The organism is Hydrococcus rivularis NIES-593 (genome assembly GCF_001904635.1).
Lineage (GTDB): Bacteria > Cyanobacteriota > Cyanobacteriia > Cyanobacteriales > Microcystaceae > Hydrococcus > Hydrococcus rivularis.
Genome location: NZ_MRCB01000020.1, coordinates 29767 through 46015, shown reverse-complemented (window position 1 = coordinate 46015; position 16249 = coordinate 29767). Strand labels below are relative to the sequence as shown.

At 46.1% G+C, this 16249-nt stretch carries 13 protein-coding genes; 7 read left to right on the top strand and 6 right to left on the bottom strand.

The genetic code is table 11. From position 1 onward, the window contains the following. Positions 1-15 precede the first annotated feature (15 nt). Positions 16-1071 carry an undecaprenyldiphospho-muramoylpentapeptide beta-N-acetylglucosaminyltransferase gene (gene murG, locus NIES593_RS15770; RefSeq protein WP_073600491.1) on the bottom strand — a complete coding sequence of 352 codons (1056 nt, stop codon included), beginning with the start codon at positions 1069-1071 and terminating at the stop codon, positions 16-18. 85 nt (positions 1072-1156) lie between these two features. On the opposite strand from murG, the gene NIES593_RS15765 reads away from it, so the two are divergent. Continuing rightward, on the top strand, positions 1157-1963 hold the full coding sequence (locus NIES593_RS15765; RefSeq protein WP_073600490.1) for a hypothetical protein: 807 nt from the start codon (positions 1157-1159) through the stop codon (positions 1961-1963). Between the two features lie 173 nt (positions 1964-2136). Here NIES593_RS15765 and NIES593_RS15760 read toward each other — a convergent pair whose 3' ends face one another. Beyond that, a complete protein-coding gene (locus tag NIES593_RS15760) occupies positions 2137-2802 on the bottom strand; it encodes an EcsC family protein (RefSeq protein WP_073600489.1) in 666 nt (221 codons plus the stop codon). 426 nt (positions 2803-3228) lie between these two features. Between NIES593_RS15760 and NIES593_RS15755 the strand changes: the two genes are divergently transcribed. The 3 genes from NIES593_RS15755 (at position 3229) to metK (ending at position 8079) form a co-directional block, all read left to right on the top strand. Next, complete coding sequence (locus tag NIES593_RS15755) at positions 3229-3747, top strand: DUF5132 domain-containing protein (protein WP_073600488.1); 519 nt, start codon at positions 3229-3231, stop codon at positions 3745-3747. Between the two features lie 101 nt (positions 3748-3848). Beyond that, positions 3849-6860 (top strand): cation-translocating P-type ATPase, encoded by a 3012-nt coding sequence (locus tag NIES593_RS25260; protein ID WP_073600487.1) that lies wholly within the window; start codon positions 3849-3851, stop codon positions 6858-6860. A gap of 34 nt (positions 6861-6894) precedes the next feature. Beyond that, on the top strand, positions 6895-8079 hold the full coding sequence (metK, locus tag NIES593_RS15745) for a methionine adenosyltransferase (protein WP_073600486.1): 1185 nt from the start codon (positions 6895-6897) through the stop codon (positions 8077-8079). On the opposite strand, the gene clpX is transcribed toward metK, so the two are convergent. The 4 genes from clpX to tig form a co-directional block, all read right to left on the bottom strand. Further along, complete coding sequence (clpX, locus tag NIES593_RS15740; RefSeq protein WP_073600485.1) at positions 8076-9413, bottom strand: ATP-dependent protease ATP-binding subunit ClpX; 1338 nt, start codon at positions 9411-9413, stop codon at positions 8076-8078. The two genes, metK and clpX, sit on opposite strands and share 4 nt — an antisense overlap. Before the next feature lie 2 nt (positions 9414-9415). Beyond that, positions 9416-10117, bottom strand: a complete 702-nt coding sequence (gene clpP, locus NIES593_RS15735) for an ATP-dependent Clp endopeptidase proteolytic subunit ClpP (protein ID WP_073600484.1) — start codon at positions 10115-10117, stop codon at positions 9416-9418. Between the two features lie 122 nt (positions 10118-10239). Continuing rightward, positions 10240-10404, bottom strand: coding sequence for a hypothetical protein (locus NIES593_RS24270; protein WP_175561152.1), 165 nt, complete (start codon positions 10402-10404; stop codon positions 10240-10242). A 16-nt stretch (positions 10405-10420) separates the two neighbouring features. Then, positions 10421-11806 (bottom strand): trigger factor, encoded by a 1386-nt coding sequence (gene tig / locus NIES593_RS15730; RefSeq protein ID WP_073600483.1) that lies wholly within the window; start codon positions 11804-11806, stop codon positions 10421-10423. Between the two features lie 449 nt (positions 11807-12255). On the opposite strand from tig, the gene NIES593_RS15725 reads away from it, so the two are divergent. The 3 genes from NIES593_RS15725 (at position 12256) to NIES593_RS15715 (ending at position 16243) form a co-directional block, all read left to right on the top strand. Then, positions 12256-13299 carry an aspartate-semialdehyde dehydrogenase gene (locus NIES593_RS15725; protein ID WP_073600519.1) on the top strand — a complete coding sequence of 348 codons (1044 nt, stop codon included), beginning with the start codon at positions 12256-12258 and terminating at the stop codon, positions 13297-13299. A 48-nt stretch (positions 13300-13347) separates the two neighbouring features. After that, complete coding sequence (dapA, locus tag NIES593_RS15720; protein ID WP_073600482.1) at positions 13348-14238, top strand: 4-hydroxy-tetrahydrodipicolinate synthase; 891 nt, start codon at positions 13348-13350, stop codon at positions 14236-14238. A 220-nt stretch (positions 14239-14458) separates the two neighbouring features. Then, on the top strand, positions 14459-16243 hold the full coding sequence (locus NIES593_RS15715) for a ribonuclease J (RefSeq protein WP_073600481.1): 1785 nt from the start codon (positions 14459-14461) through the stop codon (positions 16241-16243). The last annotated feature ends 6 nt before the right edge of the window (positions 16244-16249 follow it).

The following is a 16249-nucleotide window of genomic DNA, read 5'->3' as shown; positions in this document are numbered from 1 at the left end:
TCTTTTGGCTCCGAATTATCGCTTTTCTCCAACTGTTTGACGCACCAAATTAGCTAGCCGTTCTGCACTATCGAGTAATGTCAGATTTGCTATTTTTTCTGACATTTGTTGCAGTTTTTCAGGCGATTTTAACAAGTCTAAAACCTGCTTTTCCAAAAGCTCGGCAGTTAATTCCCCTTGACGGTAAATAAATGCCGCCCCTGCATCGGCAAATACCTTAGCATTATAGGCTTGGTGGTCTTCTGCCGCGTAGGGATAAGGAATTAAAATTGCAGGCGTTTTTGTAACGGCTAATTCCGTTAGCGTTCCTGCACCGGCGCGGCTAATTGCCAAATTAGCTCTCTGTAACAACCCAGCCATATTTTGATAGAAAGGCAAAGAAAAATAGCGGGGATGTTTGAAGATCTCTGCTTCTGGATCTTTGTCTCCCGTCAAATGGACGATAACGGCTCCCTCTTGTAACCAAACTGGGGCGCACTGACGCACCATTTGATTGACTGCAATGGCTCCTTGAGAACCACCGACGACAACGATTAAAGGTACATCGTCAGGAATGGGTAAATCCAAAGGTTGTGGCGCGAGAAACTGAGAGCGGACGGGCGTACTAACCCAGCAAGTTTGAGCACCGGGAAGATATTGAGACGATCCTTCAAAACCAAGCGCGACAGTGCTGCACCAACGACTGAACCAACGGGTCACTTTGCCGGGGAGAAAGTTGGATTCGTGGAGAATGACTGGGATTCCTTGCAAGCGAGCAGCTAATATGGCAGGAGCAGCGATATAGCCTCCCGTTGTAAAGATTAACTCGATTTGGTGCTTTCTAATTAGCTGTCGTACCCGCACAACGGAAGAGATGAGACGCAGCCCTATTTGAAGCGTCTTGATGCCCAAACGGGTTTGAAATCCTTCGACGGGAATGGTATGTAGGGTATAGTCGGAGGGGACTAGAGTTTTTTCGAGACGGTTAGGAACGCCCAACCACTCAATCTTGTACTCTTTAAGTTGTTCTGCCACCGCTAGGGCAGGAAATAGATGTCCGCCAGTGCCGCTTGCTGCAATTAATAATCGCATTGGTGTTTGAGTCACAACTGTTGTCGGTGAAAGTTTAAGACTTACAATGAATAAGAGTTACTAACAACTATTCAACCTATCACTGATGCGCAATTGTAGAACGTTCGGTCTTCCCTTTTGTTCCAAACAGTCTCGCTGGTCGATTTCTTTTCTGCTCGGTCTTGGCTTGGCGATTGGTAGCGCAATGGCTAGTTGGGCAGAAAGTCCGGAAACTGCGCCACCTGAGTTGAAAACGTCGATGGCACAGATAGAAGCTGCTGCCAATCAGAAAGATCTCAAACAGGTGATGGAATTTTACAGTCCTGATTTCAAGAACTCGGATGGGTTGAATTATACCTCCCTAGAACAATCCCTCGATCGCTTTTGGAAACGCTTCAACAACGTACAATACAAGACAGAACTCCAGTCTTGGGAAAATACCAAGGAAGGGTTAATGGCACAAACGCTTACCACGGTTACGGGAACTAGCGAGCAGAAAGGAAGAACGATTCAACTTCAGTCAACTATCCAATCTCGTCAGTATTTTCGCGACCAAAAGCTCGTTCGTCAGGAAATCTTGACAGAAAAAACGGAAGTGACTTCTGGCACTCCCCCCCTCAAAGTCACAATTGTTTTGCCAGAAACCTTAAAAGTCGGACAGGAATTTGAATTTGACGCGATCGTACAAGAACCATTAGGAAACGACTTGTTGGCAGGAACGGCAATAGACGAGCCAGTCGATGGCAAGCGCTATCTTACTCCAGGTGCAGTCGAGTTAGAATTGCTGTCGGCTGGCGGACTTTTTAAGCGAGCTAAAGCTCCCGACCAAGCAGGCCATCGCTGGCTTTCCGCTATTTTGGTGCGCAGCGACGGCATGACGATGGTAACGCAAAGAATCAAGGTAGAGCCATAAGATTTGGCGACTAGCGATCGCAACTAAACGTTAGAATTTACCAGTTACACTCCCGAATGACTTATGACTGCTAACGATCTATTGACCCTAGTGCTCCTCTTAAGTCCCGGAATTTTACTATCTATCCTGGTAATGCTTGCTTTTGCAAAAGGAGGCTAGTTAAGGTTAATTAACTATAAATTTTCAAAATAGTCGATTGCCACCTTGCCTACGGCTTGAGTAGTCATCCAGTCAAGACCGCCGCCAATTACGGCTCCGAATGCCGGAGCAGCAATAACGCCAAGAGACTTTTGCAGCACTTTTTTGGCGATCTTTTTCCCAATTACCTGGGACAAAGCTTCAGCCAGCGCTTTTGTAGCAAATTTAGAGCCTTCTTTTACCGCCCTTTGAATCGCTGTTTTTTTCAGAGGGTCAAAAGCACTAAGGGTGTGTTCGCTAACTACAATTGCAGCCTCCTGCCTGAGAAATTGTTTCAACTCCTCGATCGAGCCACTAGAAACTAACAGTAAGATGGCAGTTTTGAGATCGGTATTTTGTGGAGTATAGCCGTAAACCTGGGCAATAGAGCGAATCATAAAACTCTGGATTTTCCAGGCTTTAATGATATCGATCGGAATCATTATAGGTAGGCTAATTGCGCTTCCCAATCCGGTTAAAGCTCCGAATAATCCATTAGTAATCGATTGTTCGTCAACGATATTTTGAGCAAGATCTCGCTGACTTAGTGAAAGATGCGTCGAACGAATTTTTTCTACATAATTTGTTGATTCTTGAGAATCGACAGCAAAGATCCAATCAACAATATTTTCAAATGATTGCTCCAAATTTGTAACGTGCATTATCGGTTTTCCTTAGCCTAAATTCGATCTATCTACTTTCTCTATCAAACACCTTATCTGTATGCAGTTAAATTAATGATTTTTATACTGGAGTTTATTAATGCTTACTTTTCTAGAAAGTAAAAAATTAAAAAATTCTTACTCAGACATTTCGAGAAGTTATCTCAGTCGATCTTAGATTAGTCGGCAAACCAATGAGGTTAATTCAAGGTTAAGTTTGAGCGGCAAATTTTTCTTAAAACTATCTTAATAGTTCTTGTTTCTAGAGCGCGCGCGATCGCCAAACTAGAAAATTAACCAGTCTCCACAAAATCTTCCTTTCATTGCTATAAATAAATTTGTATCTACGACTTAAGAGCGATCTAAGCTAATATCCAATCTAATTATGCTTTTATATGGTCGTCTGCTTGCACAGGAGATTTTTCAATGGCATCTACGTTTGACTGGGAAGAATTAAAAGTTCCCGAAATTATCGATGGGATGACCGCACTATTCGTTGCGCCTGTCATTCTTACTGTTGCATCGGCTGTAAAACAGCCTGGAGTCCAATCGGCTATTAAAGGAGGAATTACCCTGGCTGAAAGGTGCAAAGAAGCTTTGGCAGAAACAACAGAGACGATTGAAAATTTAGCAGCAGAAGTCAATAGCGAATTAATTGCTCAAAAACAGGTGCAATCTAACTCTCAAAGTTATGTTCCAAGCGAACAATTCGATATCGGTGGAGAATTAATGCATGCACTCTCTGAAGCAAATTTAGAAATGAGACGATTGACTAATGGTTTGGTAGATTGGCGTTTGATAGTACCGTTGGGATTGGGTTCGCTTGCCATCCGACAATTACTCATTAAGGGATTGCAACTTGACGAAATTCCCTGGTATACGTTGGCTTGGTATGCGTTCGATTCCTTTGCCAAACTCAATGATAGTAGCGAATCGAGTTTGTGACGCATTCTATTCCAATACAAATTTAAATGTCTAAATTTGTGTCGGAACGGGGCGTATTTTAATTGACTATCGGACATCTTTTCTCAGGGGCAGAAAATTCTGTGATTAAAGCTATTCATAGGACTAAAGGGAGAGCCAGATATAAGATTCGAGAGCTTTACCGTTCAAAATCCCTCAAAAACTATCTTGAAGAGAGACTGGGACGTAAGCCAGAAATTAAGTATGTTTCAGCTAATCCTCTAACCAGTAATGTTCTTGTTATTTTTAAGGAAGATAATAGTAGCGATCGCATTGCTTCTCTTCTCGAAGAAATTGTTTTAGATTACCAAAAGCACGGCGAAAAAGTTCGGACAAAATCTTTCTCTAAAACCCCAAATGATGCTGTTGCCAACGCCCAAGCGCAAAGCACAAAAGACTGGCATCTGATGGAAGTCAATACCGTCCTGGATGTCTTGAATACTTCAAAAACAGCAGGATTATCTAGCGAGTTGGCAGCAGAAAACCTGAATAAATATGGTCCGAATCTCCTATCTGAAGCAGAAACGCGATCCCAATTGAGTATTTTAATCGACCAATTCAAATCCTTACCCGTTGCTTTACTGGGAGTGGCTGCTGGGGTCTCCATTTTCACTGGTGGGCTGGTCGATGCGCTAGTAATATTGGGCGTTATTGGTCTCAATGCCGCGATCGGTTATACAACAGAAAGCCAGTCAGAAAAAATTATTAATTCTCTCGCCAGTCGCGGGCAAACCTCGACTTGGGTGATTAGAGACGGCAAGCAGATAGAAATCCCCACACAAGAGGTTGTTTTAGGAGATATTTTAGTTCTAAAAAGCGGCAATTATGTCGCAGCAGATGGGCGATTAATCGAGGCAGAGAACTTGAGCGTCGATGAGTCCGCCCTTACTGGCGAGAGCATCCCCGTTACTAAAACAACGGCATCCCTGACAGATGAAGATGTTTATGTTTCCCTAGCCGATCGCACCAACATGGTTTATAAAGGAACGTTGGTCACTGGCGGTCAAGGGATCGCTGTGGTAGTGGCGACGGGGAAATCGACGGAAATGGGCAAAATCCAACAAATGGTTGGCGAGGCAAATGCGATGGAAACCCCTTTGTCGAGACAACTAGACGAGGTTGGATCTCAGCTTGTCGCGATTGGGATGGTCATTTGTGGCGGTGTCTTTGGCATTGGCGTGCTGCGGGGATACGGTTTGGTGCAAATGCTCCAATCGTCTATTTCCCTGGCGGTTGCTGCGGTTCCCGAAGGATTGCCCACTATCGCCACGACAACCCTTGCCCTGGGCATCCAAGATATGAGGAAGCATAACGTCCTCGTCCGCAGTCTCAGCGCGGTAGAAGCGTTGGGTTCGGTACAGACTATCTGCATGGATAAAACCGGAACCATCACCGAAAACCGAATGTCAGTGGTCGAGATACACACAGACAGCCACTACATTAAGGTGTCTGATGGCGAATTTATCGCAGGCGAGGAGAAGATTAATCCCTATGCCTGCGAGGAACTGCTCAAGCTGATTCACGTATCGGTTCTGTGCAACGAAAGCGAAGTCAGCCAACAGCAAGATGGCGAGTATGCGGTCAAGGGTTCGGCAACCGAGAATGCCCTGATTTATATGGCGATTAGTGCCGGGACGAACGTTATCGAACTTCGGCAAAAGTATCCGTTGCTGCAAACCAACCCGCGATCGGAAAATCGCAATATTATGAGTACGGTTCATAGCGATCGCGATAATCATAAGTTGGTCGCACTCAAAGGCAGTCCGGCAGAGGTGGTACGGATCTGCAACTATTGGCTGAAAAACGGTCGTGCAGTACCCTTAGAAGAAGAAGACAGGCAGGCGATCGAACTCGAAAACGATCGCATGGCAGGAAAAGCGCTGAGGGTGCTTGGGGTCGCTTATCGCCAGATCGATGAGGTCGATAATGGGAATGGGAATAACTACGAATCAGACTTGACATGGCTGGGTCTTGTCGGTATGGCAGATCCCGTGAGAAAGGGAGTTAAAGAATTAATCGATGATTTCCATAAAGCGGGCATCGATCCGGTAATGATTACCGGGGATCAAAGCCCAACCGCCTACGCGATCGCAAAGGAGTTAGGGTTAACTAGAAGAGAGCAACTAGAAATCCTCGATTCAACTAACCTCAACAATCTCACTCCAGAGGCACTGAGAGCACTTGCCGATAAAGTCGATGTTTTTGCCCGCATCAGTCCGAGTAATAAATTGCAAATCGTCCAAGCTTTGCAGGCAGCCGGAAAAGTGGTTGCTATGACCGGAGATGGCATTAACGACGCACCCGCGCTCAAAGCCGCTCAAGTCGGCGTGGCAATGGGTAAAGGCGGTACCGACGCTGCGCGAGAGGTGGCAGACATTATCCTAGAAGATGACAGGCTCGAAACGATGATTATTGCCATCAGTCGAGGACGGACGATCTATAACAACATCAGAAAAGCGGTGCATTTTCTGCTAGCGACAAACTTGAGCGAAATCATGGTGATGACGACTGCAACCGCAGTCGGTCTAGGCGAACCTTTGAATGCGATCCAACTCCTCTGGCTCAATTTAGTTAGTGACATCTTCCCCGGTCTTGCCCTTGCCCTAGAACCGCCAGAGCCAGATATTTTAAGTCAGCCGCCCCGCAGCCCTGACGAACCGATTATCAAGGAATCCGACTTCGGGAGAATTGCCTTTGAGTCGGCAACGCTGACGGTAGGGACTTTATCGGCTTATGGGTATGGCATCCTCAGATATGGGATCGGTCCGCAGGCAAGTACGATGGCATTTATGAGCCTGACGGCGGGGCAACTGCTGCATACTATTAGCTGCCGCTCCCAAGAACACAGTATTTTTAGTCGAGAAAAATTGCCAAATAATCCCTACTTAAATGCTGCCATAGCAGGCTCTTTTGCCATACAGCTCCTCGCGATCGCGATTCCCCCACTCAGGAGCCTTTTGAAAATTACGCCCATCGATCTTGTCGATGGTGCTGTCATTAGCGGTAGTGCCGTGTTGCCCCTGCTAGTCAATGAAAGCACGAAGCGCGATCGCAATATAGCAAGCGATAAAGATAATGGGCAGGAGATTGAATAGCGATCCAAACTTACGTCGATTGAGGTGAAAAACGATGAAAAAAGACTTTATGTTCACATCTGAGTCCGTCACCGAAGGACATCCCGATAAACTTTGCGACCAGATTAGCGATGCTATCGTCGATCGTTTTCTCCAGCAAGATCCCTATGCCAGGATCGTTACAGAATGTGCTGTAGCAACGGGCATTGTTTTCATAGCCGCTAGATTTGAACCCAATGCCAATGTAGATTTTCCCAACGTTGCCAGACAAGTTATCGACCAGGTTGGCTACGCGCAAAAGGATTTTAATGCTAAAACCTGTAGCATTCTAACCAGCCTTACCGAATTAAAGCGAGAGCAAGACCGATTTTTTGACGAAAAAAATCTCTCTGACGAAGAAATAGAGCGAATTCCTGTCAAAAACCAAGCGACGGTATTTGGTTTTGCTTGCAATCAAACTCCCGTGTTGATGCCGTTGCCGATTTGGCTGGCACACAAACTGGCAAGACAACTCAGCGAGGTGAGAAAGCAAAATCTACTCTCCTATCTGACCCCTGACGGCAAAACCCAAGTTGGCGTGGAATATAGAAATCGCAGACCTTATAGAATTCACAGCATTACAGTCATTGCCAGCCAAACCAAAAAATCAAAACCCGATTTCGAGCAACTCCAGGACGATATTCGCGAGACGGTCATCAAACCCATCTTTGAAGATGAAGATATTAGACCAGATGCACAAACTAGAATATTTGTCAACCCAGATGGACCGTTTGTAAAAGGAGGACCTGCCGTTCATTCCGGGCTAACGGGAAGAAAAAACGCGATCGATACCTATGGCGAGTACGCACAGCATAGCGGTTCGGCTTTGAGCGGCAAAGACCCAGTTAGAATCGATCGAGTGGGAGCCTATGCCGCTCGTTATGCTGCGAAAAATGTGGTAGCAGCAGGACTGGCCGATGAATGTGAAGTACAGCTTAGTTATTCTATCGGACTTGCAAGACCTGTCAGCATTCAGGTGGAAACGTTTGGCACCGGAAAAGTTTCCGAGGAAGAAATCGCAATCCTGCTTGAGAAGCATTTTGATTTCCGTTTGGCAGGAATCATTAAGCAGTTCGATTTGAGATACTTGCCCTCGCTCCATAAAGGCACGTTCTATAGAAAATTAGCAGCCTACGGTCATGTAGGCAGGACGGATATCGAACTGCCCTGGGAGAAAACGGATAAGGCGACTGTTTTTTAAGCCGATTCCGGCGTTGGCAGGGAAGAAGGATGCATCAGCAGCTCTGCGGTAGAGCGCTTCTCCACCATCTCCCGCGTAATCAAACAGCGTTGGACATCCTTGCGGGATGGCAGTTCGTACATTACGTCCAGCATTAGTTCTTCGACGATTCCCCGCAAAGCTCTAGCGCCAGTTTTGCGACGATAAGCTTCCTGCGCGATCGCCCTCACTGCATCATGTCTAAACTCTAGTTGCACGTTGTCCATCTTCAAGAGTTTTTGATACTGCTTGACGAGGGCGTTGCGAGGTTGAGTCAAAATGGCGACCAAGGTTTCTTCATCGAGGGGATCGAGAGATGCCATGACTGGAATGCGACCGACAAATTCGGGGATCATGCCATACTTAACTAGGTCGTCCGGTTCGAGTTGTTTGAGTAAATCCGCCGTTCTTTTCTCTTTAGAAGTCCCTTCTCCCGGACGCACGAAGCCCATCGACTTTTTGCCCAGTCGCTGTTCGACCATTTTGTCGAGTCCGACAAAAGCACCGCCGCAGATGAAGAGAATATTGCTAGTATCGATTTGGATGCAGTCTTGATAGGGATGTTTCCGTCCTCCCTGGGGCGGCACGTTAGCAACCGTTCCCTCCAGCATTTTTAGGAGTGCTTGCTGTACGCCTTCTCCAGATACGTCGCGAGTGATTGAGGGATTTTCGCTTTTGCGGGCAATTTTATCGATTTCGTCGATGTAGATAATTCCCCGTTGCGCTTCTTCTACATCTAAATCTGCTACCTGTAGCAGACGCAGTAGAATATTTTCTACATCTTCTCCCACGTATCCCGCTTCGGTGAGGGTAGTGGCATCTGCAACCGCAAAGGGAACGTCGAGAATTTTCGCCAGCGTTTGCGCGAGTAAAGTTTTGCCCGAACCTGTCGGTCCGATGAGCAGAATATTCGATTTTTGTAGCTCTACGGGGTCGTCTATAATGCCGCTTTTTCTGGCTTGAGAGACGCTGAGACGCTTGTAATGATTGTAAACGGCGACCGAGAGAATTTTTTTGGCGTCGTCTTGCCCGATGACGTATTCGTCTAGGTATTTTTTGATTTCTCTCGGTTTGGGAATGCGATCGAAGCTGAGGCGCTCTCGATTGGCGCGTCGCTTGGCATGATTTTCCTCCGACCGAGACACGGACGAGGAAACCGAGTTGGAAGCGTCCATCAGTTCCTCGTCTAAAATTTCGTTACATAACTCAACGCATTCGTCGCAGATGTAGACTCCCGGTCCGGCAATGAGTTTGCGCACCTGTTCTTGGGATTTTCCGCAGAACGAACATTTTAAATGGGAGTCGTATTTAGACATATTCATTTTAGTGATGTAACGGGAATGGTTGGATCGGAAAGGGTTGGGCGAGAGATCACGCGGTCGATCAGTCCGTATTCTTGGGCTTCTTGAGCGGACATGTAGAAATCGCGTTCGGTATCGGTAGCAATTTTCTCGTATGGCTGACCTGTGTGGATAGCAAGAAGTTCGTTTAGCCTTTGTTTCATGTAGAGGATTTCTCTAGCCTGAATTTCGATTTCTACGGCTTGTCCTTGGGCACCGCCGATAGGCTGATGGATCATCAACCTCGCACTCGGCAAAGCCATGCGCTTTCCTTTGGCACCGCCCGATAGCAAAAACGCGCCCATGCTAGCAGCTAATCCGAAACAGATGGTGACGACATCCGGGCGAACTTGCTGCATGGCATCGTAGATAGCGAAGCCTGCATACACCGACCCTCCAGGAGAGTTGATGTATAGCTGAATGTCTTTTTCTGGGTCTTCGGCATCTAAATATAACAATTGTGCCACGATCGAATCGGCAACTTTGTCGTCAATCGGGGTTCCCAGAAAAACAATCCGCTCTCTGAGCAGTCGCGAGTAGATATCAAAGGCTCTTTCTCCCAACCCAGATTGTTCCACGACCATAGGAATAACGTTTTCAACGTCGTTGGGACTTTGAGAGTAGATATCCCAAGAACAATAGCTGGTGATTGAAGATTGGCGCGATCGCGATTGAACCATAAACCTAGGAGCTAAGCTCGAAGCAAAAATTTATATCTTAACTAAAGGTGATTGACTTAGTGCTTCTGTTTTTTAGATAAGAAGACCAAACCAACCAATTTACCTTCTGACAACATTATGCCTTAAGCGATCGCGAATTGGGTACAACCGCAAAGGATGAAGGAGATAGGGAAGATGTACGAACCCAAAGAAGTCGCGTAGGCGCTCAGGCGGGAAGGAATTCCCTTGCGCCTGCCCTTTGAGCGCCATTCTCTACTCCTAACCGATCCATCTTTGCTATCCTTCATTTCGATTCCCTTTATTTTATTCTTCTTCTGTCTGGGTTGAGGCTGCTTCGGTTTCCTCTTCTTCGGATTTTGCTTCTTCTTCAAGCGTTCCTTTGGGAACTAATTCTACTGTTGTTTTTTCTTCAAGCCAATCGAGGGTTTTTTCGGCGAGCAAGTCTTCTTGCACCATGTCTCGCAAGCGTTCTAAATCAATTTCGCGATCGCTAAATTTTTCTCTGAGTTCTTTAATCTTGGCTTCTACTGCTTCTGCTTCCGGTTCGATCGATTCGGCTTTGGCAATTTCTTTGAGGATTAGGGTTTGTTTGAGGCGCTCTATGGCTTCGGGACGAGAATTTTCCCGCATCCGAGGAATGCTCTGTGCATTGAATAGCTGCTTGATATCAACGCCAAGCTGCTGCATCTGCATTGCCGTCTGAGTCAGAATCGCGTTGACTTCTTCCTGAATCATCGTATCCGGCAGATCGACCGCGCAGTTTTTGAGCAATTCTGCTATAATTGCCGAACGAATGCTGTTTTTCGTTTCTTGTTCGGCTTTTTCTCGATATTGTTTTTCCAGAGATTCCCTTAGCTGTGCCATCGTCTCGAATTCGCTTACCTCTTGGGCAAAGTCATCGTCTAACTCTGGCAGTTCTTTTGCTTTGAGTTCTTTGAGGGTAATGCTAAAGATGACCGCTTTTCCGGCTAAATCTTCTCGCGGATAATCTTCTGGGAAAGTTACGGAAATTTCCTTGGTTTCTTCCGGCTTCATGCCGACAATTCCTTCGACCATTCCCCCGATGAAGCGTCCTCGTTCCATTTCGACTTTTAAATCCGTCCCTTGAACGCCTGGAATGGGTTCGCCTGCTTCTCCTGACTCCGTAACTGTGAGCCCTTGATAGTCAACAATTGCCACGTCTCCCATTTGTGCCCCACGTTCTTCGACGGGAACTAAAGTCGCTTGCTGGACGCGACGTTGTTCTAGCCAATCCTCGACTTCTTTGGGATCGTAAACGCTCTCCTCTGCTTTCACTGTCAGACCTTGATATTGTCCCAGTTCTACCGTTGGCGGCACGTCAACGGAGGCAGAAAAAGTTAATGGCTGTCCTGGTTCGTATTTTTGAATTAATTCGTCAAAATTGGAGCGTAATTTGTAATTTCCTAGCGATTCGATCGATTCTTGCTTTATGGCTTCTTCTAAGGCTTTTTGAACGATCTCTTCCAAGGCTGCTGCCTTGATTTGCTTCGAGCCGATTCTTTGCAGCAGCACTTGACGAGGAACTTTTCCCTTGCGAAACCCAGGAATGTTCGAGGAGCGAGCTAGGTTTTGTATCACTTTTTCGTAGGTATTTTTCGAGGTTTCAGCCGAAATTTCGATTTCCAAGCCAATTTGACTGTCAGGAAGTTTTTCCTGGGTTACTTTCATCGACGTTCCTAAATTTAGACAACTACAATAACTGTTTCGGATTCGGAATTGACGAGCGGCGATCGCGTTAACGATTAAATAAACAGACACCGCTCGTGATATCCTAAGTGAAGCAACTATCCATCAAACAAGGCAAAGAGAGTCGCGTTGGCGTTTAGCCTTGCCTGTGGAATTTCTTGTGTCGCTCTTTCACCTATTTGATAATAGTACACTCAAAGATATCTCATTGTGGCTAGATTAAAGTTTTCTAGATTGTTAAGATGGCGAAGATCGGTTGGCAAGAAGAGAGAAACTTTGAGGCAAAATGAAAACAGCCATCTCAAGCAACCTCGACTTAAAAAAAATTAACTAAAGTTTTTTAAGAAAGACTCTCTCTAGAGATTGAAGAAAATTAAAGCATTAAAAACCAGCTACAAGAGATGCGATTGCTAACAAGTGGAGGAAAAAATTTGTCACACAGAGTCAATGTCGCCATTCTTGGCGCAACGGGAGCAGTTGGTACAGAATTACTCGAACTTCTAGAAAGTCGTCAGTTTCCAGTTGCTAACCTAAAACTTCTCGCTTCGCCTCGTTCGGCGGGAACAACTCTACCGTTTAGGGGAGAAAATCTTCCCGTCGAGGCAGTGAGCGAGGATTCTTTCCAAGGCGTGGATATCGTGTTAGCCTCTGCGGGCGCTTCCACCTCCAAGGCTTGGGCAAAAACGATTGTTGAATCAGGGGCAGTAATTATTGATAACTCCAGTGCTTTTCGCATGGATTCCCAGGTGCCCTTAATCGTTCCTGAAATCAACCCAGAAGCTGCCGCCCAGCATCAAGGCATCATTGCCAATCCCAACTGTACGACAATCTTAATGGGAATGGCAATATTTCCCCTCCACCAAGTCCAGCCAATCAAACGTATCGTAGTGTCTACCTACCAATCGGCTAGCGGTGCGGGTGCGAGGGCGATGGAAGAGTTAAAAGCCCAAGCAAAAGCGATTCTAGAAAACCAGACTCCCTCTACGCAAGCCTTTCCCTATCCCTTAGCATTTAATTTATTTCCTCACAATTCTCCCCTAAACGAAGAAGGTTATTGCGAGGAAGAGATGAAAATGATTCGGGAAACTCGCAAGATTTTCAATGCCCCTCAGTTGTCAATTACGGCAACTTGCGTTCGGGTTCCCGTACTCCGCGCCCACTCAGAAGCGGTTAATCTAGAATTTAGTCGTCCCTTTGCGCCACAGCAAGCCAGAGAAATTCTCGCTTCGGCACCGGGGGTGAAACTGGTCGAAGAGTGGCAGGCAAATTATTTTCCCATGCCGATTGATGCAACGGGCAAAGATGAAGTGTTCGTGGGTCGAATTCGTCAAGATTTATCTCACCCTTGCGGGTTGGAATTGTGGCTCTGCGGCGATCAAATTCGCAAAGGAGCAGCCTTAAATGCGGTGCAGATTGCCGAATTATTGATCGAAAAAAATCTTCTCAAATCATCGACTTCAGCAGTTTCTGTTTAGCCAGAAAGTCTATTGACTACTATTAATCAAACCAAAATTCAAAATCGAATGAACGATCGCAACTTTGGACGAGTAATCACCGCGATGGTGACTCCTTTTGACGAACGGGGCAATGTCAATTATGAAGTCGCCGAAAGATTAGCCGATTATTTAGCGACTCATGGCAGTGACGGATTGGTCGTCTGCGGGACGACTGGCGAATCGCCAACGCTGACATGGGAGGAAGAATATCAACTCTTTCAAGTCGTCAAAAAAGCCGTTGGCGGCAGGGCAAAAATCATTGCCGGAACGGGATCGAACTCGACCAAGGAAGCAATTGAAGCCACTAAAAAAGCAGCTGACTTGGGGTTAGACGGTTCCTTGCAGGTCGTACCATACTACAATAAGCCTCCCCAAGAAGGATTATACGAGCATTTTCGGGCGATCGCGCGGGCTTGCCCCGACCTACCTTTGATGCTCTACAATATTCCGGGTCGCACGGGACAAAATCTTTTGCCAGAGACAATCGCTAAATTGGCAGAGATAGAGAATATTGTCGCTGTCAAAGAAGCAAGCGGGAATCTAGAGCAAGCCTGTCAGATTCATCGCCTAACCCCTCCCTCATTTGCTATTTACTCAGGCGATGATTTTCTCACCCTTCCCCTACTCACCGTAGGAGGAGTCGGCGTAGTCAGCGTGGCAAGCCATTTGGTAGGCGAGCAACTGCAAAAGATGATACAAGCGTTTGAAACGGGCAATGCAACGCTGGCAAAAGAGATTAACATCCAGCTCTTTCCTTTATTTAAAGTGCTTTTTTGTACGACTAATCCCATTCCCATCAAAGCCGCGTTAAACTTAAAAGGCTGGCAAGTTGGAGGACTGCGACTGCCGCTTTGCGAAATCTCACCTAATTTAAAACAAAATTTAGAAAGTGTTTTACAGAGTTTGTCTCTAAGCTAAGTCTAATTTCTTAAAATCTTTTCTCGATTTTTCTGAGAAAATACTTAGATATAAAACAATTCTATAAATAAAAATAGAAGTTGTTTTTATAAAAGTAATTGGATTTTTTTTATTTTGATGTTTATAATTTATCTAAATTAATTTAAAAAATATTTAACAAAAATTATTGACAAAAAGCTCCATTTTAAAACTCAATCTTGGTAAACCATTAAGGAGGAAAATGAATCAAAACGGAAACCAGCCTAATCTAAAAATTATCCCCCTCGGAGGACTGCACGAAATTGGAAAAAATACCTGCATATTTGAGTATGACGACGAAATTCTGCTATTAGATGCAGGAATCGCCTTTCCGACAGAGGATATGCACGGGGTTAATATCGTTCTGCCCGACATGACCTACCTGAGAGAAAATCGCCACAAAATTAAAGGGATGATTGTCACTCATGGGCATGAAGATCACATTGGTGGAATTGCCTATCATCTCAAGCAATTTGACATTCCAATTATCTATGGTCCTCGCCTAGCCATGGCTTTGTTGCAGGACAAATTAAAAGAGGCAGGGGTAGCCAATCGCACGACGCTGAAAACCGTTCGACCTCGCGAAATAGTAAGAGTCGGACGCTCGTTTGTTGTAGAATTTATCCGCAACACCCACTCGATCGCCGATAGCTTTAGCGTCGCCATTCATACGCCTATCGGAGTCATCATTCATACGGGAGATTTTAAGATCGACCATACCCCTGTCGATGGCGAGTTTTTCGACCTGCAAAAATTAGCCGAACACGGAGAAAAAGGCGTATTATGCCTCCTGAGCGATTCGACTAACGCCGAAGTACCGGGCAATACCCCCTCAGAGCGATCTGTTTATCCCAATCTCGATCGCGTCTTCGCCCAAGCACCCGGACGGTTGATGATTACGACCTTTGCTTCTTCGGTTCATCGCATCAACATCATTCTCCAACTGGCGCAGAAACACAATCGCAAAGTGGCAGTCGTCGGACGATCGATGCTTAACGTGATTGCCCATGCTCGCAATTTGGGCTATATTAAATGTCCCGACGATATCTTTGAACCCCTAAAAACGGTTCGCAACTTGCCCGACGAGAAAGTCCTGATTCTGACAACGGGATCTCAAGGAGAACCTTTAGCGGCAATGACGCGCATCTCCAAAGGGGAACATCCCCAAATCAAAATCCGTCAGGGAGATACGGTAGTCTTTTCTGCCAATCCGATCCCAGGCAATACGATTGCAGTAGTTAATACGATCGACCGCTTGATGATGCTGGGAGCCAATGTCATTTACGGACGCGACAAAGGCATTCACGTATCGGGTCATGGCGCTCAAGAAGAACAAAAACTGATGCTGGCGCTGACAAAACCCAAGTTCTTTATGCCAGTCCACGGAGAGCATCGAATGCTGGTCAAACACGCCCAGATGGCTCATAGCATGGGCATTCCAGCAGAAAATACAGTCATTGTCAGGAACGGGGATATAGTCGAGTTAGAAGCCGATCGCATTGCCATTGTCGGTCAAGTGCCTTCCGGACTGCAACTGGTCGATAGCGCCGGCGTGGTTCACGACAATATCATGCAAGAGCGACAGCAGTTGGCAGAAGATGGCGTGGTGACAGTAGCTGCTGCCATAGATTGGGACGGCAAACTCATGGCACAGCCAGAAGTTCATCTGCGGGGGGTGGTTACGACCGTCGAGCGATCGCTCCTACAAAAACTCATCGCCAAGACGATCGAGCGAATTTTAAGCGAGCGTTGGAACGAATTCAGCCAAAACGCTAATGGAGACGCAATCGAGGTCGATTGGACGGCTTTTCGAGAAGAAATTGAGAATAACCTGCAACGACTCGTCCGACGAGAACTGCAAAGCAGCCCTTTAGTAGTCTTCTTACTGCAAACGCCAGATCCTACGCCAACGAGAACTTATCGCCGTCGGCGCTCGACCGCATCTGTAGTTTCGCCAGAGCAATCTCTATCTCCAATTAATAATTGAGCCGAT